The sequence below is a fragment of the Alcaligenes ammonioxydans genome (assembly GCF_019343455.1).
Lineage (GTDB): Bacteria > Pseudomonadota > Gammaproteobacteria > Burkholderiales > Burkholderiaceae_B > Alcaligenes > Alcaligenes ammonioxydans.
In genome coordinates, this window is the sequence record NZ_CP049362.1 from 361133 (window position 1) to 384795 (window position 23663).

General features: G+C 59.0%; 19 protein-coding genes. 12 read left to right on the forward strand and 7 right to left on the reverse strand.

All coding sequences use genetic code 11. The features are described from left to right. The first annotated feature begins 32 nt into the window (after window positions 1-32). The 11 genes from FE795_RS01625 (at window position 33) to FE795_RS01675 (ending at window position 12270) form a co-directional block, all read left to right on the forward strand. Entirely contained in the window at window positions 33-905 is an 873-nt protein-coding gene (locus FE795_RS01625; protein WP_003804348.1) for a transporter, read from the forward strand. Between the two features lie 31 nt (window positions 906-936). Next, window positions 937-2109, forward strand: a complete 1173-nt coding sequence (locus FE795_RS01630) for an amine dehydrogenase large subunit (RefSeq protein WP_003804346.1) — start codon at window positions 937-939, stop codon at window positions 2107-2109. Window position 2110: 1 nt separating this feature from the next. After that, window positions 2111-2653, forward strand: a complete 543-nt coding sequence (locus tag FE795_RS01635) for a MauE/DoxX family redox-associated membrane protein (RefSeq protein ID WP_003804345.1) — start codon at window positions 2111-2113, stop codon at window positions 2651-2653. 9 nt (window positions 2654-2662) lie between these two features. Beyond that, a complete protein-coding gene (gene mauD / locus FE795_RS01640; RefSeq protein ID WP_003804344.1) occupies window positions 2663-3304 on the forward strand; it encodes a methylamine dehydrogenase accessory protein MauD in 642 nt (213 codons plus the stop codon). After that, complete coding sequence (locus FE795_RS01645; RefSeq protein ID WP_003804342.1) at window positions 3288-3836, forward strand: methylamine dehydrogenase light chain; 549 nt, start codon at window positions 3288-3290, stop codon at window positions 3834-3836. Before mauD ends, FE795_RS01645 begins: the two co-directional genes overlap by 17 nt. A 137-nt stretch (window positions 3837-3973) precedes the next feature. Further along, window positions 3974-4474 carry a hypothetical protein gene (locus FE795_RS01650; protein ID WP_003804341.1) on the forward strand — a complete coding sequence of 167 codons (501 nt, stop codon included), beginning with the start codon at window positions 3974-3976 and terminating at the stop codon, window positions 4472-4474. A 117-nt stretch (window positions 4475-4591) separates the two neighbouring features. Then, window positions 4592-5542, forward strand: a complete 951-nt coding sequence (locus FE795_RS01655; RefSeq protein WP_003804340.1) for an AraC-like ligand-binding domain-containing protein — start codon at window positions 4592-4594, stop codon at window positions 5540-5542. A gap of 115 nt (window positions 5543-5657) precedes the next feature. Continuing rightward, window positions 5658-6461 (forward strand): hypothetical protein, encoded by an 804-nt coding sequence (locus FE795_RS01660; protein ID WP_003804338.1) that lies wholly within the window; start codon window positions 5658-5660, stop codon window positions 6459-6461. 31 nt (window positions 6462-6492) lie between these two features. Further along, window positions 6493-7569 carry a uroporphyrinogen decarboxylase gene (gene hemE, locus FE795_RS01665; RefSeq protein ID WP_003804336.1) on the forward strand — a complete coding sequence of 359 codons (1077 nt, stop codon included), beginning with the start codon at window positions 6493-6495 and terminating at the stop codon, window positions 7567-7569. A gap of 285 nt (window positions 7570-7854) precedes the next feature. Then, the gene (locus FE795_RS01670) at window positions 7855-9948 is read left to right on the forward strand and encodes a primosomal protein N' (RefSeq protein ID WP_219235505.1); all 2094 of its coding nucleotides are present in this window, start codon (window positions 7855-7857) and stop codon (window positions 9946-9948) included. Between the two features lie 246 nt (window positions 9949-10194). After that, complete coding sequence (locus FE795_RS01675) at window positions 10195-12270, forward strand: UvrD-helicase domain-containing protein (protein WP_219235507.1); 2076 nt, start codon at window positions 10195-10197, stop codon at window positions 12268-12270. Between the two features lie 320 nt (window positions 12271-12590). Here the strand turns inward: FE795_RS01675 and FE795_RS01680 are convergent, their stop codons facing one another. The 7 genes from FE795_RS01680 to FE795_RS01710 form a co-directional block, all read right to left on the reverse strand. Continuing rightward, window positions 12591-12827, reverse strand: coding sequence for a hypothetical protein (locus FE795_RS01680; RefSeq protein WP_022983381.1), 237 nt, complete (start codon window positions 12825-12827; stop codon window positions 12591-12593). 739 nt (window positions 12828-13566) lie between these two features. Further along, window positions 13567-13671: a hypothetical protein gene (locus FE795_RS01685; RefSeq protein ID WP_003804331.1), complete on the reverse strand. Its 105-nt coding sequence runs from the start codon at window positions 13669-13671 to the stop codon at window positions 13567-13569. A 101-nt stretch (window positions 13672-13772) separates the two neighbouring features. Next, window positions 13773-13877, reverse strand: coding sequence for a hypothetical protein (locus FE795_RS01690; protein ID WP_003804329.1), 105 nt, complete (start codon window positions 13875-13877; stop codon window positions 13773-13775). Between the two features lie 101 nt (window positions 13878-13978). Next, window positions 13979-15451 (reverse strand): glutamate synthase subunit beta, encoded by a 1473-nt coding sequence (locus FE795_RS01695; protein ID WP_219235509.1) that lies wholly within the window; start codon window positions 15449-15451, stop codon window positions 13979-13981. 33 nt (window positions 15452-15484) lie between these two features. Continuing rightward, window positions 15485-20218: a glutamate synthase-related protein gene (locus FE795_RS01700; protein ID WP_219235511.1), complete on the reverse strand. Its 4734-nt coding sequence runs from the start codon at window positions 20216-20218 to the stop codon at window positions 15485-15487. Window positions 20219-20438: 220 nt separating this feature from the next. Then, window positions 20439-21182: an enoyl-CoA hydratase/isomerase family protein gene (locus tag FE795_RS01705; RefSeq protein ID WP_003804325.1), complete on the reverse strand. Its 744-nt coding sequence runs from the start codon at window positions 21180-21182 to the stop codon at window positions 20439-20441. 13 nt (window positions 21183-21195) lie between these two features. Then, window positions 21196-22167 (reverse strand): NAD(P)H-dependent flavin oxidoreductase, encoded by a 972-nt coding sequence (locus FE795_RS01710; protein WP_003804322.1) that lies wholly within the window; start codon window positions 22165-22167, stop codon window positions 21196-21198. 245 nt (window positions 22168-22412) lie between these two features. Between FE795_RS01710 and FE795_RS01715 the strand changes: the two genes are divergently transcribed. Continuing rightward, the gene (locus FE795_RS01715) at window positions 22413-23645 is read left to right on the forward strand and encodes a CaiB/BaiF CoA transferase family protein (RefSeq protein ID WP_219235512.1); all 1233 of its coding nucleotides are present in this window, start codon (window positions 22413-22415) and stop codon (window positions 23643-23645) included. Window positions 23646-23663 lie beyond the last annotated feature (18 nt).

The window sequence follows — 23663 nt, forward strand, 5'->3', positions numbered from 1 at the left end:
ACCGTTCGCGCCTTCTTGAGGAGACAACAATAATGATTGCAATCGTGCAGCGTACCGCTCTGGCCTTGGCCTTGAGCGGCGTCAGTGTCGGGGCCGCCTTTGCCGGGGACCCCAGCGCACGGGACTGGATTCCTGCTCCAGTAGGGACCAATGTTCTGGCCGTTTACATGATGGGGCTGAAATCTCACGGGTTTTACGATCAGGGCGCCCGTCTGGCAGACAGCCCCAAACTGAGTGTGCAAGGCATGGTTTACCGCCAGATGCACTATCGCGAACTGGCCGGTAAAACGGTGCAGTATGAGCTGATTGTGCCTGGCTTGCGCACCACCCTGGATGTGCCCGGAGCGCCGCGTGACCGCCTGACTGGTATTGGCGATGTGACCGCCGGTGCCGCGGTCTGGCTGCACAACGATCCTGACAATCGATTCTGGTTTGCCTGGGAGCCCTTCATTACCGCACCGACGGGTCGCTACCACGGCTCGCAGGCCGATGTGTCTGCCGGCAAGAACCGCTGGAGCACCGTACAGGATTTTGCAATCGTCAAAGGTTTCGGGGAATCCTCGTTTGTGGAGGGCGTGGCGGAGTTCGAGTTCTTTGGCAATAACAAGAACTACTACGGCCAGACCCTGAAAAAAGACACGGCAATCCGCTTGATGGCGTTGGTGTCCACCAACTTGACTGAGAAAACGTATGTGGGTTTGCGCTACCGCTACGAAACGGGCGGTCGCGAGCGGGTCAATGGGCAAACCACCGTCACGCGGGCGCGCAACCATCAACTTGCAGCCGAGATCACCCATCAGTTGACGGATGCCCATCAGGTGCAACTGCAATACATCCATGATTTGAAAGTCGAAAATGGCCCGCGTATGCGCGGCCTGCAATTCCGTTATGCCTATGCGTTCTGACAGCGTGGACGCCCATGAGGAGAGACATCCAATGAAGTCTAAATTTAAAGTATCGACTGCCGCCGCTTTGCTGGGCTTGCTGGCGCTGGGCGGTGGCGCGCAAGCCCAGGACAAGCCGCGCGAGGTTCTGACAGGCGGGCACAGTGTGTCTGCCCCGCAGGAAAATCGTATCTATGTCATGGACTCGGTGTTCATGCACCTGACCGAAAGCCGTGTCCATGTTTATGACTACACCACGGGCAAATTCCTGGGCATGGTGCCAACGGCCTTTAACGGTCATGTGCAGTTGTCCAATGATGGCAAGAAAATCTACACCATGACGACCTACCACGAGCGTATTACCCGCGGTAAGCGCTCGGACGTGGTGGAGGTCTGGGATGCCGACAAGCTGACCTTTGAAAAAGAGATCGCTTTGCCGCCCAAGCGCGTGCAGGGCCTGAACTACGATGGCCTGTTCCGTCAGACCACGGATGGCAAGTTCATCGTGCTGCAAAATGCCTCGCCAGCGACCTCGATTGGTATTGTCGATGTGGCCAAAGGCGATTATGTGGAGGACGTGACTGCCGCTGCCGGGTGCTGGAGCGTGATCCCCCAGCCTAACCGGCCACGCAGTTTCATGACCATTTGCGGCGATGGCGGCTTGCTGACCATCAATCTGGACGAGAACGGCAAGGTGGCCAGCCAGTCGCGCAGCAAGCCCATGTTCTCCGTGAAGGATGATCCAGTCTTCATCGCCCCGGCCCTGGATAAGGACAAAGCCTATTTCGTCTCCTATTACGGCAATCTCTACAGCGCCGATTTCAGTGGAGATGAGGTCAAGGTAGAAGGCCCCTGGTCCATGCTGGATGACGAGGACAAGGCGGGCAACTGGGTGCCTGGCGGCTACAACCTGGTGGGCCTGCACCGTGCCAGCGGCCGTATGTACGTGTTCATGCACCCCGATGGCAAAGAGGGCACCCATAAGTTCCCTGCCGCCGAGATCTGGGTTCTGGACACCAAGACCAAAAAGCGGATCGCCCGTATTCCTGGTCGGGATGCCTTGTCCATGACCATCGATCAGCAACGCGATCTGATGCTGACGCTGGACGGTGGCAATGTGAATGTCTACGACATCAGCCAAGCTGAACCCAAGCTCTTGCGCACCATTGAAGGCGCGGCAGAAGCCTCTTTGCAGGTTCAGTTCCACCCGGTGGGAGGGGCTTGATATGGACCCCGTCCTGACCTATGCCAGCCTGGCGTGTCTGGCTGTGTTGATGGGGCTGGGCGCCCTGGACAAACTGCGCCACTTCAGCTTGTTTGAGGCTGCCGTGGGCGCCTACCGCCTGTTGCCCGAAGCCCTGGTGCGTCCGTTCAGTGTGTTGTTTGTGGCCGCCGAAGCCCTGAGTACGCCCTTGCTGTTGTGGCCGGCCAGTCGTTCGCTGGGGGCGGTGCTGGCTCTATGCGTGTTGCTGGTCGCCACCAGCGGGATTGTGCTGAACCTGCTGCGTGGCCGTCGCGATGTGGATTGCGGCTGCTCGGGCCTGGGTGAGTCTTCCGGCGGCCTGTCCTGGTGGCTGGTGGCGCGCAATGCCGTGCTGGCTGCGCTGGCGCTGGTCAGTGGTGATTGGGCGAGTGATGGTGCCCGTGAGCTGGTCTGGGTGGACGGCTTGACGTTCTTTGGTACCACCTTGGCCTTGTTGGGGCTGTATTACGCGGCCAACCAACTGATCGAATCCCATCTGAAATTTCAGAAAATGCAGAATTCCTAGGAGACCTCAATGACCGCTTTACTGATTTCCAATGTCATTTTGTGGGTAATCGTACTGGCCCTGGTGCTGGTGGTGCTTGCCCTGTCGCGCCAGATCGGCGTGTTGTACGAACGGGTCGCTCCCATGGGGGCGCTGACCATGGACAAGGGGCCGCAAGTGGGTGATGCTGCCCCGGTGATGGAGCTGCAGGACCTGCGTGGTCGAGCAGTCTCGGTCGGGGTGGCCGGCCCGCGCAGCCAACTGATTTTCTTCATGTCCCCCACCTGCCCGGTATGCAAGAAGCTCCTGCCGATTCTGAAGTCCATTCAGGGTTCGGAAGGCCAGTGGGTCGATATTGTGCTGGCCAGTGATGGTGAGATGCCCGAGCACCTGGCGTTCTACCAGAAAGCGCAACTGGATGCCTTCCCCTACGTTCTGTCCACCCAGTTGGGCATGGGTTTTCAGATCAGCAAGCTGCCCTATGCGGTTCTGATCGACGAGCAGGGTGTGGTGCGCGGCAAGGGACTGGTCAATTCGCGTGAACAGCTCGAAAGCCTGTTTACCGCCAAAGACCTGGGCGTGGCCTCGGCGCAAGAATACTTGGCCGGCGACTCGGGCATGAAGCAAGTGCAGGTATCACGAAAGGAGAACGTCAATGCGTTGGCTGGATAAATTTGGGGAGAGTCTCTCCCGTTCTGTGGCCCACAAGACTTCGCGTCGCAGCGTGCTGCGCTCGGTGGGCAAGTTAATGGTCGGTTCGGCCTTTGTGCTGCCGGTCCTGCCTGTGGCCCGCGCTGCGGGCGGCGGTAGCAACAGCAGTGCTGCGGATCACCTCAGTTTGAATCCCGATCTGGCCAATGAAGACGAGGTGAACTCCTGCGACTACTGGCGTCACTGCGCGGTGGACGGGTTCCTGTGTTCGTGCTGCGGTGGCACAACCACCACCTGCCCGCCAGGATCAACGCCTTCGCCCATTTCGTGGATTGGCACCTGCCACAACCCGCATGATGGCAAGGACTATCTGATCAGCTACCACGACTGCTGCGGCAAGACCGCCTGCGGGCGCTGCCAGTGCAACACGCAGACCCGCGAGCGCCCCGGCTACGAGTTCTTCCTGCATAACGATGTCAACTGGTGCATGGCAAACGAGAACAGCACGTTCCATTGCACGACATCGGTGTTGGTGGGTTTGGCGAAAAACTAAAACAAGCCGCCAGCGTGCCCACGCTCTGCAAGAAGGGATCTTTGGGTCGCTTCTTTGCCGGGTGTGGGCTCGTTCTTGGGCTTGAGCATGGTGAGCGGCGGCCTGGAAGGCGTCCGCTCCACGAAGGAGGCATCACTGTGTGGACATCGTTGCGCCTGGCCTGTTTGGGCGCCGTACTCCTGGCGTTCACGCCTTGGGCTCAGGCCCAGGAAGAGATGGCCGGAACGGGCGATTACTTGCAAAGCTCCCAAGCTTTTAAAGACTATATGCTGCAATGCGCGGGCTGCCATCGCTATGACGGTCAAGGCTTGACGCATCGTGGGATTCCGGATTTCAACCGCTCTATCGGCCTGTTCACGCGTTTGCCGGCGGGGCGGGAATACATGATACGGGTGCCCGGCGCGTCGCAGTCGCAATTGGACAATGCCGACTTGGCGCGTGTGCTGAACTGGATCGTGGCCAAGTTCAGCCCGGAAGACATCACGCCCGAATACCGGCCTTTTACCTCTGCCGAGGTGGGGGCTTCACGAGCGCAACGCTTTGACGATGTGCTCAAGGCGCGTACGGCGTTGACCGCCAAAATGAACCGCATGGGTCTGGAGCCTGCTCCTTACCTGTACGGTTCCATGGAACGCTGAAACAGCGGGTTAACGTCCGTAGACGCTTGGATTTTTTAGGGCTATAAGAAAAGGGGGCATGTCATGCCCTCATCCCGATCATTAGCGTTGGCCGCAAGGGCCCCCCAGGCAATGTCCATGTTATTGCGCACTCCCTCTGCCTCTTTCAAGAGCCTTGCCGCTTGGCAGGAAGTGGTGTGCGCGTACTTTGTGCCCCTGGAGGTACAGCCCGACTCGCGTCGGGGCTTTTCCAACCGTGCGGCAAGCGATCGCATGGGTTCGGTCGATGTCATGGAGCTATGTACCAGTGCGCAGCGTGTGCGGCGCACTCAGGCCCTGGCAAGCCGTTCCGAGCAGGCTCTTTACAAGGTCACCTTGCAGATCAGCGGCAGCAGCCAGATTGAACAGGATGATCGCAGCGCTATATTGCATGCCGGGCAGTGGGGCATTTATGACACCACCCGCCCCTATGAAGTCGCCGTGCAGGATCAATCCCATTTTCTGGTCCTGCAGTTTGAGGAGGAGCGCCTGCTGCCTTGGCTACCCTGGCTGAGCGATGCGGTGGCCCGTTCCTTTTCCGCCACCACAGGCCCCGCCCGGATTGCCATGGACATGCTGCGGCTGGGTTTGCAAGAGCGCGGGCATTTGTCACCCTCGGCCTTGAGCGAACTGTCTCAGACCGTGATTCGCATGATGGCGCTGAGCCTGGCCGACGGACGCCCGGTGCCCAGCGAGTCCGCCCTGGACGAGGTGCGGCGTGGCCAGTTGCTGCAAATTCAACAGTATGTGCAGGACCATCTGGGGGATGCGGGATTGAATGCGCAGTCTCTGGCGCTGCAGTTCCGCATTTCGCGGCGTTATCTCTACAAGCTGTTTGAATTGTGCGGGCAGGCGCCCGCCGATTACATCATGGCTGCCCGCCTGGAGCGCGCCTGTCAATTGCTGCTCGATGGCAAGCCGGGTCGGCAGATCAGTGAGCTGGCCTGGCAGATGGGTTTTTCCGACGCGGCGGTGTTCAGCCACGCGTTTCGCCGCCGCTACGGCGTGTCCCCCAGTGAGTGGCGTCGCAGCCGTCTGTGCGGGGATTAAGTATAGCTACGTAGGCGCAAGTCCGACTTATCGCAAACGGGTCGGATTCCTATTCTAGAAGCTCACGATCTTGAGGCGACCCGTGGGGTACGCCCAGCTTCTCAAGGACAGTTTTATGCGTCTACACCTCGATTGCGCTTTGTTGCACACCCATCCTGACTGGGCCCGCAATTTGCAGGCCATCATTCCCCCTTGCGAGCGTTTGCAATTGCACCTGTTGCAGGCCCCGCCGGCCACCTGCCCCGATCAGGACTACCTGTTTTTACGCCGCTCAGCCGCCTTGCTGTTGCGATTTGACGCCTGTCTGATACCGATCGAAGCGGCCACCCTGATCCACGTGCGCCGCGCCTTGTCTGCGGCCCGAGGTCACCTGCCGGTGCCGGTCTTTGGCCTGGTGCGTGCCACCATCAAGGCTGCCGCCTTGACAGACCTGCTGGAGCTGGGCCTGGCCGACTATGTGCGCGAGCCTTTATGCCTGGACGATCTACGTGCCCGCATCCATCGCCAGCGTTTGCAGTCCTCATCCCATGCTTTGAATGAACCGGGACTGTCCGGTCGGATACACTATAGGGTGCAGGAAAACCAGGATCTGGTCCTGCACCCCGGCCCAACGGAGCAGCGCCTGTCGCAAACGATCTTGCAACAGGAGGGGACGACGCTGGAAGCCTATGCCGCTGCGGTAGCCTCGCGCTATGCCTGCAGCCAGGAGTCTTTCAAAGTTGCCAAGGGACGGATAGTGGCCCGCTTCGAGCAGGCTTACATCCATGCCGCCCTTGATCGCCATCGCGGTAATATCGCCATGGCAGCCCGCTCCGCGCAAAAGCACCGGCGTGCTTTCTGGGCACTGATGCGCAAGCACCATATCGATGCGGCACGCTTTCGATCCGCGTCAAGCCCAGACGACGAACACGATGGTTAAAATTAACAGGCATTTTTCAATAGGGATTGCCGTGTCTTTACCTCAATTAAAAAACGATGTTTTCCTGCGCTCGCTGTTGCGCGAACCTGTGCCCTACACCCCCATCTGGCTGATGCGTCAGGCCGGGCGTTATTTGCCTGAATACAATGCCACCCGTGCCCAGGCTGGCTCCTTCATGCAACTGGCTCAGAATCCCGAATTTGCGTGCGAAGTCACCTTGCAGCCCTTGCGCCGTTTCGATCTGGATGCCGCCATTCTGTTTTCGGACATCCTGACCGTGCCACACGCCATGGGCCTGGGTCTGGATTTCGTCGCCGGTGAAGGCCCACGCTTTGCGCGTCCCGTGCGCAACGAGGCCGACGTCATGGCACTGGAAGCGCCGGACATGGGCAAGCTGCAATACGTGTTTGACGCGGTCTCGCTGATCCGCAAGGAGCTGGACGGCAAGGTGCCGCTGATCGGTTTTGCCGGCAGTCCCTGGACAATCGCCTGCTACATGGTTGAAGGCCAGGGCTCGGATGACTACCGCCTGGTAAAAAGCATGATGTATCAGCGTCCGGACCTGATGCACCGCATGCTGGAAATCAACGCCCAAACCACCTGCGAATATCTAAACAATCAGATACGCGCCGGTGCACAGGCTGTGATGCTGTTCGACAGCTGGGGCGGCGTGCTGTCCGATTCCCTGTTCCAGGAGTTTTCCCTGGCCTATACCCGCAAGGTGGTCGATGGCCTGATTCGCGAGCACGATGGCCAGCGCGTTCCCGTCATTGTCTTTACCAAGGGCGGTGGCATGTGGCTGGAAGATATCGCGGGCTGTGGTGCGGATGCCATGGGCGTAGACTGGACAGTGAATCTGTCCCGAGCCCGTGCTCGTATCGGCGACAAACTGGCCCTGCAAGGCAATCTGGACCCCATGACCATGTTCGGGGGTGAAGAGGCCATTCGCCGGGAAGCCCGCCGTGTGATCGATGACTTCGGTCCCGTGGGCCAGGGCGGCCACGTGTTCAACTTCGGTCATGGCATCTCGCGTTTTACCGATCCGGAAGCCGTGGGCATTCTGGTGGATGAGGTGCATTCCTACAGCCGTCGCCATCACAGCGTTTGATCCTTATTGCGCACAAGCTGAGACAGCTTGTGCGCAAAGTTATACACACAGTCCGACTCAGTGTTGAGGCCTTGCTATTTAAGGTTCGATTTCAATACCTGATTTTAATTGTTTGATATCTCTAGGTTTTATCTTTATTCCAGAGATATTGAAAATTAAATTGTATCTGTGCTTGCTTCTTTGTATTTTTTGTTCATGTCATTTTCCCCAAAGTTATCCACAGGCCGCTAAGCTCTTGACTTATCAGGCTTTCAGCCCGGCCAGCCCTTTTTTGAAACACCATCCATGACCGCCACCCCAGACGCTATTTCTGCATCGGCAAGCACCGGGCCTTTCTGGCTGCATGTAGCCCTGGACGTTCCCCTTGAGGGGGTGTTTGACTATCAGCACCATGAGCCTGTGCAGGTTGGACAACGGGTGATTGTGCATTTTGGGCGGCGGCAGATGATAGGCGTTGTGGTGGCGTTGCCCGAGCAACCTTCCTATCCGCCCGAGCAGGTCAAGGCGATTGATCAACTGCTGGATGACTTGCCTCCTTTCCCGGAGGACTGGTTGCGGATGGCGCGCTTTGCGTCTACCTATTACCACCGTCCTCTGGGTGAGGTCATGATGCCATCCTTGCCGGGGCCCTTGCGCAAACCCTCCGCCTATCTGGGCAAGCGGTCTGCAGGGGGGCCAGTACTGCGCATGGCCAAGCGCAAGGAAAAGAAGGTGGAACCGGTGGACAGCGATGTCCTGCCTGTGCTCAATGCCGAACAGCAAGCTGCGGTGGATGGCATTGTGGCCGCCAAACCCGGTAGCTGCATCTTGCTGCACGGGGTAACGGGTAGCGGTAAAACCGAAGTCTATATGCGGGTGCTGGAACACGCGTTGGCTGCAGGCCGGCAGGTCTTGTTTATGGTGCCTGAAATCAATCTGACGCCCCAGTTCGAGCAAGTCCTGCGCGCCCGTTTGGCGCGCGTCTTACCGGGCGATGTGCTGGCTGTCCTGCATAGTGGCCTGTCCGAAGGTGAACGGCTGCGTTCTTGGTTGCGCGTCAATAGTGGTCAGGCGCGTATTCTGCTGGGAACACGGTTGTCCATCTTTACCCCCATGCCTGAGCTGGGCCTGATTATCGTGGATGAGGAGCACGACGCTTCTTACAAGCAGCAAGATGGCCTGCGTTACTCCGCGCGGGACTTGGCCGTATGGCGTGGTTATGACCTGAAAGTACCGGTGGTGCTGGGTTCAGCGACCCCTTCGCTGGAAAGCTGGAATCACGCCCGGCAAGGGCGTTATCGTCTCTTGAGTCTGCCCAAACGGGCGCGTGAGGTTTCCCTGCCGCGGGTACGGCTGGTCGATACCCGGCATTTGCGTCTGGAGTCCGGTTTTTCGCCGCAACTGTTGGAGGCCCTGGAAGCTTGTCTGGAGCGTGGTGAACAGTCGCTGGTTTTCATTAACCGGCGGGGCTACGCACCTGTGCTGCATTGTGCGTCCTGTGGCTGGCTGTCCCAATGCCCCCGTTGTACGGTTTATACCGTGCTCCATAGGCAAAATGGCTTCAAGCACAATTTGCAATGTCATCACTGCGGCTATCAGGCCCCAGTGCCACGTGCCTGCCCCGATTGTGGCGATCAGGATCTGCAACCCATGGGTCGTGGCACGCAACGGATCGAAGAGTTTCTGGGCGAGCGTTTTCCCAATGCGAGACTGGTGCGTATCGATGCCGACAGCACCCGCTTGAAGGGCAGTGCGCAACAATTGTTCGAGCAGGTGCATGCGGGCGAAGTGGACATTATGGTGGGCACGCAAATGGTGGCCAAAGGTCATGACTTCACGCGTCTGAGCGTAGTCGGTGTACTCAATGCCGATGCCACGCTGTTTGCACATGATTTTCGGGCGCCAGAACGTTTGTTTGCTCAGTTAATGCAGGTTGCGGGTCGGGCTGGCCGTCACACGGAAGGGGCGGATGTCATTATCCAGACGGGCTACCCGGAGCAGGCTGTCTACCAGAGTCTGATCAGGCACGATTACATAGGTTTTGCTCAAAGCGCCCTGAGCGAGCGCGAATCCGTGGGTTTGCCGCCTTTTGCTTATCAGGTGCTGTTGTCAGCCGAGGCGCCACAGTTGGCGGATGCCCTGCGTTTGTTGACCCAGGCGCGTCGCCTGCCCGAAGACCACCCCAATGACTTTCCCGGTGCGGATCAGGTTTTCCTGTACGATCCAGTGCCGTTGCGCGTATTGCGCGTTGCCAAGGTCGAGCGTGCCCAGTTGCTGCTGGAAAGCGCTCATCGTCCGGCTTTGCAGGCCTTTGTGCGCTACTGGGGGCCACAGGTTGCGCAACTGGCCAAACAGCACAAGGTGCGCATTACGATTGAGGTCGACCCCCTCGAGATTTAAGGTTCCACAGGCTCAGGTATGTAGAGAGACAGTAGGAGCGTCTCGGGTACAGCAGGGTGTATCCTTGTGCGCTATGCGGCGGTACCGCATGCTGTCATGCCGTTGTACCTTGCCGCCGCTGTCTTTCTGAGCCAGCCTGTCGTTTTGCATCAAACCGTACTCGGCCTGGCCGGGATGTCACCTTTAGCGCTGCTTGTTGTTTGGCCTTGAACCTCGTTTTCTTGCCTAGTACTCACTGATTCCACCATGACTACCTCCGTCACCACACCAGGCCATACCGTCCCCACTGACCTGAACGCCATGCAACGTCAGGCTGTGTTGTATATGGATGGGCCCTGTCTGGTGCTGGCTGGGGCAGGGAGTGGCAAAACACGAGTAATCACGCAGAAAATCGCCTATTTGCTGCGCGAGTGTGGATATACCGGCCGCCAAGTGGTGGCGCTGACTTTCACCAATAAAGCCGCACGTGAAATGAACGAGCGGATTCGCGCCTTGGTGGACCCCAAGCTGCTGCGGGGGCTGACCGTCAGCACGTTCCACTCTCTGGGCCTGCGCATGCTGCGTGAGGAGGCTCAGCACGTGGGTTTGAAGCCGCGCTTTTCCATTCTGGACGCGAATGATGCCCTGGCGATTATTCAGGAGCTGTTGGCCACCACGGACAAAGGGCGCCTCAGATCCGTGCAACAAGAGATCTCCTTGTGGAAGAACGCCTTGATGGGGCCTGACCAGGCAGAGCGTGCCGCGAACTCACCCAGCCAGATAGAAGCGGCCCGCATTTACCGAGACTATGCGGCCACCTTGATTGCCTATCAGTCGGTGGATTTTGATGACCTGATTCGCTTGCCTGCGCAATTGATGCAAGACAATCAGGAAGTGTGCGAACGTTGGCAGCGCCGAGTGCAGTATCTGCTGGTGGACGAGTATCAGGACACCAATCTTTGTCAGTATCAGTTGGTGCGCTCCCTGACAGGGCAGCGCAACATGTTTACAGTGGTCGGCGATGACGATCAGGCGATCTATGCCTGGCGCGGCGCTACCGTGGAGAATCTGGCGCAGTTGCCTAAGGATTATCCCGAGCTGAAAGTCATCAAACTGGAGCAGAACTATCGCTCCGTGCAGCGAATCTTACAGGCAGCCAATAATGTCATTGGCAACAATCCGGTCGTGTTCGGAAAAAAACTGTGGTCCGATCTGGGTTTTGGTGAGCCCATTCAGGTTCATGTCACAGACGACGAGCAGCATGAGGCCGACTCGGTGGCCATGCGTATCTCGGCAGAGCGCTTCGAGCGTCAGGCCGAATGGCGTGATTTTGCGGTGCTGTACCGCGGCAACCACCAGGCCCGGATCTTTGAGCAGGCGCTGCGTAATTTGCGTATTCCTTACACCATCTCCGGCGGGCAAAGCTTTTTCGACAAGGCCGAGATTCGCGACATTCTGTCGTACTTGCGCATTGTGGCTAACGAGGATGATGACCCGGCATTCATCCGGGCGGCCACCACTCCGCGTCGGGGGATAGGGCAAGCCACGTTGCAGGTGCTGGGTCAGTTTGCGGCAGAACAAAAGCTGTCTTTGTTTGCGGCCGTCTCACCACTTGCGCTGACAGATCGCTTGCCCGAGCGGCAGTTGGAGCCTTTACGCGTGTTTGCGCAGTTTATTGGGCGTATTCAGCAACGAGCTGATCGGGTAGAAAGCGAGCAGGAAGGACATGACACGGCTGTCAGCGAGCTGCTGGACGAACTGCTGCGAGCCATCGATTACGAGCGCTATCTCTACGATATGTTCGACGAACGCCCTGCGCAGACCCGTTGGGAAAACGTGCTGGAGCTGATTACCTGGTTGAAGTCCAAAGCGGCAGACGATGAGCTTAGTTTGAATGATCTGGTGCAGCGAGTCGCCCTGATCACCATGCTGGAACGCGGTGAGGACGATGACCCGGATGCGGTCAAATTGTCCACGCTTCATGCTTCCAAGGGGCTGGAGTATCCGCATGTGTTCTTGGTGGGGGTGGAAGAAGGGCTGTTGCCGCACATCGGGCGCGATGACGAGGATATAGACCCGGATCAAGAAGCAGATATTCTGGCCCAGCGTATTCAGGAAGAACGGCGTCTGATGTATGTGGGCATTACCCGTGCACAGCGTAGCTTGCGCTTGAGCTGGTGCAAGAAACGTAGACGTGCGCGTGAGAATCTGGTGCGCGAGCGCTCCCGCTTTATTGATGAGATGAAGATCGAAGACCCCGGTGCGCAGGAAGATCCGGCGCAGGCGGCCTTGAGTCCCAAGCAGCGCCTGGATATGTTGAAGAACTTGTTGAACAAGTCTTGAGCGCTTTGCCTTGATTGAGAACGCTTGGGTTCTCGGTCTGGACTTGGGGGCTGGGTTGTCCTGCAGGCCCGCTTTTGCGGGCCTTTTGCATGGTTTACATCATCAGAAGTGGTATTGCCTTTGTAAAAGCCAGTCTCTTTCTTGGGGGACAAGTCGTGAGGTGCTGACGCCCGTTGATCTAAGATCTTGGGCTGTGCGTCAGGGTGCGCTGTCGGAAACGCGGGTTTGGCAGGCGCAGAAAAAACAAAAGCCTGCTAAATCAGCAGGCTTTTCAACATCAAGCGGTGTTTTGCTTGAGCGGTACGACGGTGATGCGTGGCTTACCAGTAGCTGGCCGACATGCGGGAATCACGGATGCGGGCTTCGTTCAAGGCGCGGGTCAGTTCGACCATGTACTTGAACACCACGTTTGCGGCTTTGGAAACTTGTTTGGCCGCTGCTTTGGTCAGTGCAGTTAAAGACACGGATTCACCATTTTCCAGGGCGTGCTGCATTACCCCACGCTCAACAGCATCACTCCAGTGGATGTAGTGCGAGTAAGTGGTCATGGTAGACATTTGCTTTCCCTTTAAGGTGAAGGTCTAAGTTACGAATCCTCATTATAGGGTTTTCCCTAGTTTTTAAGCAAGGGTAAACCCTAGGGGGTGGGGTGGCTTGTGGTTTTTAAGGGAAAACCCTAGATTTCTGATGAATGTTGTTTGGAATCAGAGGGTTGTGGTGGCTTGGTTTGGGTTGGTTTGGATCGTTTTCGTTGGGGGCTTCCTTGCGGCAGTCCTTGCTGGCGGGGGACGGGGGTGGAGCGGAAGCCTGCCGGTGCTGCGCACCGGTACCCTTGTCTGAGCCTGTCGTAGGGCGCTCCTTGAACTCGTTCGGTGGTTTGTCCCCCGGACAAACCACAAGCGCCGAACTCAAACAGCAAGGCGCTTGCATCCCTACGACAGCCTCAGACGGCGGCAAGCTCCCTGATTGCTCCAATCCCGTCCCCCGCCAGCAAGGACTTCAGAATGGTGGCCGCCAACCGCCAACCGCCAACCGCCAATAAGCTCCCGCGGTGTTGTCTTTAATCTGCCGTTTCACGGCTAGAGCTAGTGACTGTGGATCGATAGCCTGTAGGCTGATTGCAAACGGCAAACGGCAAACGGCAAACGGCAAACGGCAAACGGCAAACGGCAAACGGCACATAAGATCCTGTAACGTCGCTTTGCGTTGTTAACGGGCAGGGCCCATTCGCTCAAAGACAAACAGCCAACCGTTTCTCGCGGCTGGCTGTTTGCTTGCTGGCGCTGCCAAGAGGACTTAGCGGTGCAGTGTCGAACTTCCCATCAGGAACTCGTCTACGGAACGGGCACACTGGCGACGTTCGCGGATGGCCCAGATGATCAGGGGCTGGCCGCGTTGCATGTCGCTTCGCATTGTTAACGAGCAGGGCTCATTCGCTCAAAGGCAAACAGCCAACCGTTTCTCGCGGCTGGCTGTTTGCTTGCTGGCGCTGCCACGAGGACTTAGCGGGGCAGTGTGGAACTTCCCATCAGGAACTCATCGACGGAACGGGCACACTGGCGACGTTCGCGGATGGCCCAGATGATCAGGGGCTGGCCGCGTCGCATGTCGCTTCGCGTTGTTAACGGGCAGGGCCCATTCGCTCAAAGACAAACAGCCAACCGTTTTTCGCGGCTGGCTGTTTGCTTGCTGGCGCTGCCACGAGGACTTAGCGGGGCAGTGTGGAACTTCCCATCAGGAACTCGTCTACGGAACGGGCACACTGGCGACCTTCGCGGATGGCCCAGACGATCAGGGACTGGCCGCGTCGCATGTCGCCGGCGGCAAAGACTTTGGCGCGGCTGGTTTGGTAGTTGTCGGTGTTGGCCGCAACATTACCGCGCTGGTCGGCTTCTACGGCGAAGGCGTCCAGCACTTGCCGCACGGGCGCGGTAAAGCCCATGGCCAGCAAGACCAGATCGGCTGGGAAGGTCATTTCGGAGCCAGCGATAGGGTTCATGCTCATGCGGCCTGTCGATGGATCGGTTTTCCATTCCACGCGCACGGCGCGCAGTTCTTTGACATGGCCGTTTTTGCCTTGCAACTCGACGGTGTTGATGGCCCAGTCGCGCTCGCAGCCTTCCTCGTGAGAGGAGGAGGTACGCAGCTTCATGGGCCAGTAGGGCCAGGTCAGTTCCGTGTTTTCCTGCTCGGGCGGGCGGGGCATCAGTTCAAATTGGGTGACGGATTTTGCGCCCTGTCGTGTGCTGGTGCCGACGCAGTCCGAGCCGGTATCGCCACCACCAATGACCACCACATGCTTTCCTTGGGCACTGATGGCAGGTGCGCCGCGCGAACCGGCCACCTGCTGGTTCTGGATGCGCAGAAAGTCCATGGCAGGATGCACACCTTGCAGTTGGCTGCCGGGTGCGTCCAGTAGGCGCGGGGTTTCCGAGCCGCCTGCCAGGACAATGGCATCAAATCGCTGTTCCAGTTCGGAGGGTGATAGCACGGTCAGGCCGGGCTCCTGGGCAGCTTGGTCCTGCGCCTGGCCAATGTAGGTAGAGGGGGAAAATTGCACGCCCTCGGCCTGCATTTGTGCGATACGACGATCCAGCAGGTATTTCTCCAGCTTGAAATCGGGAATGCCGTAGCGCATCAGGCCTCCAATCCGGTCGCTTTTTTCGTACACCGTCACGTCGTGGCCTACGCGCGCCAATTGTTGGGCACAGGCCAGCCCCGCTGGGCCGGAACCGATGACAGCGACGCGTTTGCCGGTTTTTTGGGTGGGCACTTGGGGAACCACCCAGCCTTCTGCCCAGCCTTTGTCGATAATGGCGTGTTCAATGGATTTGATACCGACCGGGACGCGGTCAATATTCAAGGTACAGGCGGCCTCGCAGGGAGCGGGGCAGATGCGGCCGGTAATTTCCGGAAAGTTGTTGGTGGAGTGCAGCACGTCCAGCGCTTCTTTCCACTGCTGGCGGTACACCAGATCATTCCAGTCGGGAATGATGTTGTTGACCGGGCAGCCGTTGTGGCAGAAGGGCACACCGCAATCCATGCAGCGGGCCGCCTGCTGGCCGGCCTGCTCGTCATTCAATACCTGGACAAACTCTTTCCAGTGCTTGACCCGCTTTAAAGGAGCTTCCACGGCTTCTTGCAGACGTTGAAACTCAAGAAATCCAGTCGTCTTTCCCATGATGTGTCGTTTCCTGATGGTGATGGGAAGGGTTCAGGCCGAAGCCGAACGGCGGGTTTTACTGCTTTTGGGGGTCGCCTTGCCCGTTGACGGGCTTTGCCACAATTCGCTCAGGGCACGACGGTATTCGCGTGGAATGACCTTGACGAACTGTGCGCGGGCGCTGTCCCAGTCTTTCAGCAATTCGCGGGCCTGGAAGCTGCCCGTGGCCTTGAAGTGTTCCTGGACCAGCGTTTGCAAGATGGCATCGTCGGTCTGACGCTCGCTCTGGGCGCTGCGGCTGTGCCATTGGGCCATGCTGCTGTTCATTTCTTGCTCGGCCTTGCTCAGGACTGGCTCCAGATCCACCATGCCCGGGTTGCAGCGTAGTTGCAGACGACGTTGCGGGTCCCACACATAGGCCACGCCCCCGGACATGCCGGCAGCAAAGTTGCGTCCCACTTCGCCCAGCACCACCACGGTGCCGCCGGTCATGTATTCGCAGCCGTGATCGCCTACCCCTTCCACGACGGCACTGGCACCGGAATTGCGGACGGCAAAGCGCTCGCCAGCGACGCCATTAAAGTAAGCCGTACCGGCCAGGGCGCCGTACAGGACGGTGTTGCCCACGATGATGTGATCCGGACCGTAACCACGAAAGTCGTTGGGCGAGCGCACGATAATGCGTCCACCGGACAAGCCCTTGCCTACGTAGTCATTGGCCTCGCCCACCAGATCCAGGGTGATGCCCTGTGCCAGGAAAGCGCCAAAGCTCTGGCCCGCCGTGCCTTTGCACTGAATGTGCAGGCTGTCGTCAGGCAGGCCCTGATGGCCGTACTTCTTGGTGAACACGCCCGAGAGCATGGCGCCCACACTGCGGTTGCGGTTGCGTACCGGGGTAATGAAGGACAGTGGCGTACCGTGGTTCAGGGTGACGGCGCTGCGCTCGATCAGTTGGCGATCCAGCGTGTGTTCCAGGTCATGATCCTGGGTGGCGATCTGACGGGGCGACTCCTCGTTTTCAACTTTGTGCAGCAGACGCGAGAAGTCCAGACCCTGGGCTTTCCAGTGCTCGATGCCGCTGCGCATATCCAGCCAGTCGCTGCGACCGATCAGATCGTCAAAGCGGCGCACACCCAGCTTGGCCATCAGTTCACGCACTTCTTCGGCAACGAAGAAAAAGTAGTTCACCACGTGCTCGGGCTTGCCTTTGAATTTGCGGCGCAAAACGGGGTCTTGGGTGGCCACACCTACCGGACAGGTATTCAGGTGGCATTTGCGCATCATGATGCAGCCTTCCACCACCAGCGGAGCCGTGGCAAAGCCAAACTCGTCAGCCCCCAGCAGCGCGCCGATTACCACATCGCGGCCGGTCTTCATCTGGCCGTCGGCTTGCACGCGGATGCGGCTGCGCAAGCGGTTCAGCAGCAGAGTCTGCTGGGTTTCAGCCAGGCCCAGTTCCCAAGGGGTGCCGGCATGTTTGATGGAGGACAGCGGCGAGGCACCGGTGCCGCCGTCGTGACCGGCAATCACAATGTGATCGGCCTTGGCTTTGGCAACCCCGGCCGCCACCGTGCCCACGCCGACCTTGGATACCAGCTTCACGGAGATGTCTGCCTGCGGGTTCACGTTTTTCAGGTCGTGAATCAGCTGGGCCAAATCTTCAATGGAGTAAATATCGTGATGAGGTGGAGGCGAAATCAGGCCGACACCGGGTACCGAGTAACGTAGCTTGGCGATGTACTCGGACACTTTATGGCCAGGCAACTGCCCGCCTTCACCGGGCTTGGCCCCTTGGGCCATTTTGATCTGGATCTGATCGGCGCTGCACAGATACTGGGCTGATACGCCAAAACGGCCAGACGCAACCTGCTTGATGCGTGAGCGTAGCGAATCGTTTTCCTGCAGTTCGATATCGGCATAGACCCGGTCCTGGCCCAATACGCTGGCCAGCGTGTCACCTTGGCGGATGCCACTTTTGCCATGCTGCATTTCGTGTTGATAGCGCAGTTCATCCTCGCCACCTTCACCCGTATTGGATTTGCCGCCGATCCGGTTCATGGCCACGGCCAGCACGGCGTGGGCCTCGGTGGAGATCGAGCCCAGCGACATGGCCCCGGTTGCAAAACGTTTGACGATTTCACTGGCGGGCTCGACTTCGTCCAGGGGAATGGCCTTGGCCGGGTCCAGACGCAGCTCGAACAAGCCGCGCAGTGTCATGTGACGGCGGCTTTGCTCGTTGATGAGCTGGGCGTATTCCTTGTAGGTGCTGTAGTTCTGGCTGCGGGTGGCGTGTTGCAGCTTGGCGATGGTGTCGGCCGTCCACATATGGGCTTCGCCCCGCACACGCACGGCATACTCGCCACCGGCTTCCAGCTGGTTTTCCAGCACGGGGTCTTTGCTGTAGGCGGCGCGATGCTGGCGCAGCGCTTCTTCGGCGACCGTGAAAATATCAATCCCTTCTACCGGACAGGAGGTGCCCACAAAGTATTTGTCTACCAGTGTCCGCGACAGACCGATAGTCTCGAAAATCTGGGCTCCGGTGTAGGACATGTAGGTGGAGATGCCCATTTTGGACATGACCTTGTACAGCCCCTTGTTGATCGCCTTGATGTAGTAGCTCTCGGCTTGAGAAGCATCAATCTGGTTGACTGGGTCCTGGGCCAGATGTTGCAGGCTTTCAAAAGCCAGCCAGGGGTGCATGGCTTCGGCGCCATAGGCACCCAGCAGCGCAAAGTGATGTACTTCGCGGGCCGAGCCGGTTTCCACGACCAGACCGGTGCGGGTACGCAGACCGATACGGATCAGGTGTTGATGGATGGCCGAGGTCGCCAGCAGGGCAGGGATGGCCACATGTTCGGCGTCGCAGCGGCGATCCGTCAGAATCAGGATGTTGTAGCCGTCACGCACGGCATCGGCTGCCCGGGCGCACAGCGCAGCCACACTGGCTTCAATGCCCTCTGGTCCCCAGGCGCTGGGGTAGATGATATCCAGCTCCTGACTACGGAACTTGCCATTGCTGGCCGCTTCAATGCGCCGGATCTGGTTCATGTCAGCCGGACTGAGCACGGGCTGGGATACTTCCAGACGCAGCGGCGGGTTGACGTTGTTGATGTCCAGCAAATTGGGTTTGGGGCCAATGAAGGAGACCAGCGACATCACCATTTGCTCACGAATCGGGTCGATCGGTGGATTGGTGACCTGGGCAAATAGTTGCCGGAAGTAGTTGTAGAAGGGTTTGGCCTTGTCCGATAACACGGCCAGGGGCGCATCGTTGCCCATGGAGCCGGTTGCCTCTTCGCCCTTGCTGGCCATGGGCAACAACACGACTTTGATGTCCTCCTGAGTCCAGCCAAAGGCCTGTTGCTGATCCAGCAGGTCGCGGGTCGCCAGTTGGGGACGCACGCCGGGCACGTTGGGCAGGGAATCCAGGCGCAGTCGCAGTCGTTCAATCCACTGCTTGTAGGGGTGCGTATTGGCTAACTGGGACTTGATTTCGGCATCGTCAATAATGCGGCCCTGCTCCAGATCGATCAGCAGCATTTTGCCCGGCTGCAGGCGCCATTTCTTGACAATGCGATGCTCGGGAATAGGCAGCGTACCGGCTTCGGAGGCCAGCACAATCATGTCGTCATCCGTGATGACGTAGCGGGCTGGACGCAGGCCATTGCGATCGAGCAGCGCGCCGATTTGCAGACCGTCGGTAAAGGCAATGGCCGCAGGGCCATCCCACGGTTCCATCTGGGCGGCGTAGTACTCGTAAAAGGCACGACGGCTCTCGTCCATCTCGGCATGCTGCTCCCAGGCCTCGGGCATCATGATCATCATGGCGTGCGGCAGGGAGTAGCCAGCCATGACCAGCAGCTCCAGACAGTTGTCGAAGGTGGCGGTATCCGACTGGCCTTCGTAGACGATGGGGTAGAGTTTTTGCAGATCCGAGCCCAGCACGGCCGATTCCATGGCACCTTCACGGGCACGCAGCCAGTTGAAGTTGCCTTGAACCGTGTTGATCTCGCCATTGTGGGCGATCAGGCGGTACGGGTGAGCCAGAGGCCAGGCCGGGAAGGTATTGGTGGAAAAGCGCTGGTGTACCAGGGCCAGGGCGGAGCAGGCACGAGGGTCGGCCAGATCGCGATAATAGCGGCCCACCTGGTCGGCGAGCAGCAAGCCTTTGTAGACGATGGTACGCACCGAGGCGGAGGCCACAAAATATTCCTGGCCGTGGGCCAGGGCCATGCGGTAGATGGCATGGCTGGCGGTCTTGCGGATCACATACAGCTTGCGCTCCAGTGCGTCCGGCACCATCACATCCGGACCGCGGCCGATAAACAACTGGCGAATCACCGGCTCGTTAGCCTTGACGGTCGGCGACATGGGCATGGTGCTGTCCACCGGGACATCGCGCCAGCCCAGCATGTGTTGGCCTTCAGCACGTACGGCTCGCTCCAACTCCTGCTCACAGGCCAGACGGGACGCGGTTTCCTTGGGTAGAAACACCATGGCAACGCCATATTCGCCGGGGGGCGGCAGGGTCACGCCCTGGGCGGCCATTTCTTCGCGGTACAACTGGTCGGGGATCTGGATCAGAATGCCTGCACCGTCGCCCATCAGAGGGTCAGCGCCGACTGCGCCGCGGTGATCAAGGTTTTCCAGGATTTTGAGGCCTTGGGTGATGATGGCGTGGCTCGCCTGGCCTTTGATGTGTGCGATAAATCCGACGCCGCAGGCGTCGTGTTCATTAGCGGGAAGGTACAAGCCTTGGGCTTGGGGGGGACAGGAGTGTGTCATGGGCGTATCCGCAAAGAACGTGTTAAAGCGGTGCATTTGTTGCAGCGCAAAAAATAAAATACAGCGATTTTTTTTTTATGCGCAAGAATTTTTTGCGAATACGGTAAAAAAAATTAGGGACCTGCGCTTGCAGGCCCCTTATCACCCCTTTTGAATCGGGGTCAGTGTGGCAAGATCGCTGCACATGCGGGTTTGCGCAGAAATCAGGCTACCGGTGCAGCTACTTTTCGCTGCGGTTCTGGCGCATTTGCCCCAGGATGTGCAAGGCCTCCTCGCCTTCCAGCAGTTGGGAAAACAGTTTGCGTTCCCGCTCCAGCACGTCCAGCAAAATCTCGCGCTGGGGCTCGCGCAACAAGCGTTTGCTGGTGCGCAAGGCAATGGGCGGCTGCTCGGCCAGTGCATGGGCGCAGGCACGGGCAGCTTCCAGGCTGTTGCCGTGGTCGGTCAGCTCGGTGAGCAGGCCGTCTTGCAGGGCCTGCTCGGCACTGAAGCCTTGCGATAGCAGCAGCCATTCATTGGCACGGCGCTGTCCTACGTATTGGGCCAGCAGGTGGCTGGACGCCCCTTCCGGGCATAGTCCCAGGGCGGTAAACGGCATGCGCAAGCGAGCGTCGCGGGCCGCATAGACAAAGTCCGCGTGCAGCAGCAAGGTGACCCCAATGCCCACGGCATGACCTTCCACGGCCACAATCAGAGGAATATCGGCCTTGACCAGACTGCGCAAGAAGGTGATCGGCGGCGGCTCGGTGGTGTTGCGTACCGTGGCCAGATCGGAAATGTCGTTGCCCGCGCAGAAATGTTCGCCCGCGCCGGTCAGAATCAGGGCGCGATATTGTCGGTTCTGATCGGCCTGGTCGATGATCTCGGCCAGCTCTTCGTACATGGGGCCGGTCAGGGCATTGCGTCGCTCCGGTCGGTCCAGAATGACTTCCAGCCAAGGACCGGCGTCATGAGTGCGTATCATGGCGTGCTCCTGTTCAGGCGAAGGGGGAGGCCAGCAGCGCAGCCTTGGCCTGCTGATATTCGCGATGCAAACGGGCCACAATCTGGGCAGTCGACTCGACCGAATCAATGCCGCCGATGCCTTGGCCGGCTCCCCAGATATCGCGCCAGGCCTTGCTCATGCCCGAGCCAAAGGCGGTATCGGCCACTTTCTCGGCATCGAGCTTGTCCGGGTCCAGCCCAGCCGCCCGGATGCTGTCCTTCAGGTAGTTGCCCGGGATGCCGGTAAACAGCGGGGTGTAGACGATATCGGCGGCGCGGCCTTTGACGATCATGTTCTTGTAGTCGTCCGAGGCATTGGCTTCGGTGCTGGCAATAAAGCGCGTGCCAATGTAGGCCAGGTCGGCACCCATGGCCTGGGCGGCCAGAATATCGCTGCCCCGGCTCATGGCGCCGGACAGCGCAATCGGACCGTCAAAAATCTGCCGGATCTCGTTGACCAGTACAAAAGGGCTCAGGGTGCCGGCATGGCCGCCTGCGCCCGCCGCCACCACAATCAGACCGTCCACCCCGGCCTCCAACGCTTTCTCGGCGTGACGCAAGGTGGTCACGTCATGAAAAACCTTCCCTCCCCAGGCATGTACGTGCGGCACGATCTCCTGCGGGGCGCGCAAGCTGGTGATGACCAAGGGCACTTTGTGGTCGGCGCATACCCTCAGATCCTGCTCCAGCCGGTCATTGGATTGATGAATGATGTGATTGATGGCGTAGGGGGCAATGCGGCGCTCGGGATGGCGCTCGCGCAGCTCGGCCAGGGTGTCCTCGATTTCGTTCAGCCAGTCCTTGAGCTTTTCCTGGGGACGGGCATTGAGGGCCGGCACGGAACCAATGATGCCGCTGGCGCATTGAGCAATCACCAGGGCGGGGTTCGAGACGATGAACATGGGCGCTGCCATCACAGGCAGGGTCATAGATTGATAAAGCTGCTGCGTTAATGCCGAAGGCATAAGGTCGGTCTCCTATTATCGAATGATGTGCCCCGCCTCTTGATGGGGTGGGGTCCTGCAAGGAAGATCTGCCGCTGATAATCTATCGTCACCTATTCTAGGATGCTTTATCGTAGCCGGACGTGGTGCGCTGCACAAATGTCCTCCGGCTCGAAAATGACCATTGTTTGAGCACTTTTTCTGTCCGTAGACCGGACTAAGAAGACCTGGTGCACAATAAGCAACTTGAAGGATTTTTGTCTGCTATGACCACGACTGAACGAAAAGCGCCTTTGGCCGGATTGCGTGTTCTGGACTTGACGCGCGTGCTGGCAGGTCCCTGGTGTACCCAAAATCTGGCCGATTTAGGTGCAGAGGTCATCAAGGTTGAACGCCCCGGTACCGGGGATGACACCCGGGGCTGGGGGCCTCCCTATCTAAAGGGTGGTCACAGGTCGGACACAGAGGACGCGGCCTATTTTGGAGCGGCCAATCGCAATAAAGAGTCTATCGTGCTGGATATTGGCACTGCACAAGGTGCGGATCTGGTGCGCCAGTTGGTCAGACGCTGCGATATTCTGGTGGAAAACTTCAAGGTGGGTGGCCTGAAGAAGTACGGTCTGGACTACGAAAGCCTGCAAGCCATCAACCCGGCCCTGATTTATTGTTCGATTACCGGCTTTGGGCAGACCGGCCCCTATGCAAGCCGCCCGGGATATGACTTCATGATCCAGGGGCTGGGTGGTTTGATGTCCCTGACCGGAGAGCCAAGGGGGGAGCCGCAAAAAGCGGGGGTGGCGGTGGCCGATGTCATGACGGGCATGTACGCCACGGTAGCCGTTCTGGCGGCTGTGGTGGAGCGTCATCGCAGCGGCCTGGGGCAGCACCTGGATATTGCCTTGCTGGATTGTCAGGTGGCCATGATGGCCAACCAGAATATGAATTACTTATGTACCGGACAGGCCCCGCAGCGGCCCGGCAATGCCCATCAGAATCTGGTGCCCTATCAGGTCTTTGAGGCCAGTGACGGGCACTTGATTGTGGCGGTGGGCAATGACGCCCAGTTTCGCAGCTTTGCGCAGGAGCTGGGGCATCCCGAATGGGCCGATGATCCCCGTTTTTCGCGCAATGCCGGGCGGGTCATGCACAGGGATGAACTGGTGCCCATGTTGGCGCAGGTCATGCTGAGCCGGACGCGCGATAGCTGGTTGCAGGCGCTGGAAGCCGTGGGTATTCCCGCCGGGCCCATCAATACGATGGAGCAGGTGTATCAGGACCCACAGGTGTTGGCGCGTGGTTTGCGCCTGGACTTGCCGACCGGGCAGGGGGGCAGTGTACCTTCGGTGGCCAGCCCCTTGCGTTTGTCAGTCACGCCGGTGCAGTACCGCAGTGCGCCGCCACGCCTGGGCGAACATACCCGCGAGGTCCTGGCGCGTGTGTTGGAGCTTACGCCCGACAAGGTCGAGGCCCTGGTGACCGGCTCGGCTGAGCAGGCTTAATTTTTATTGCTTTTCGAT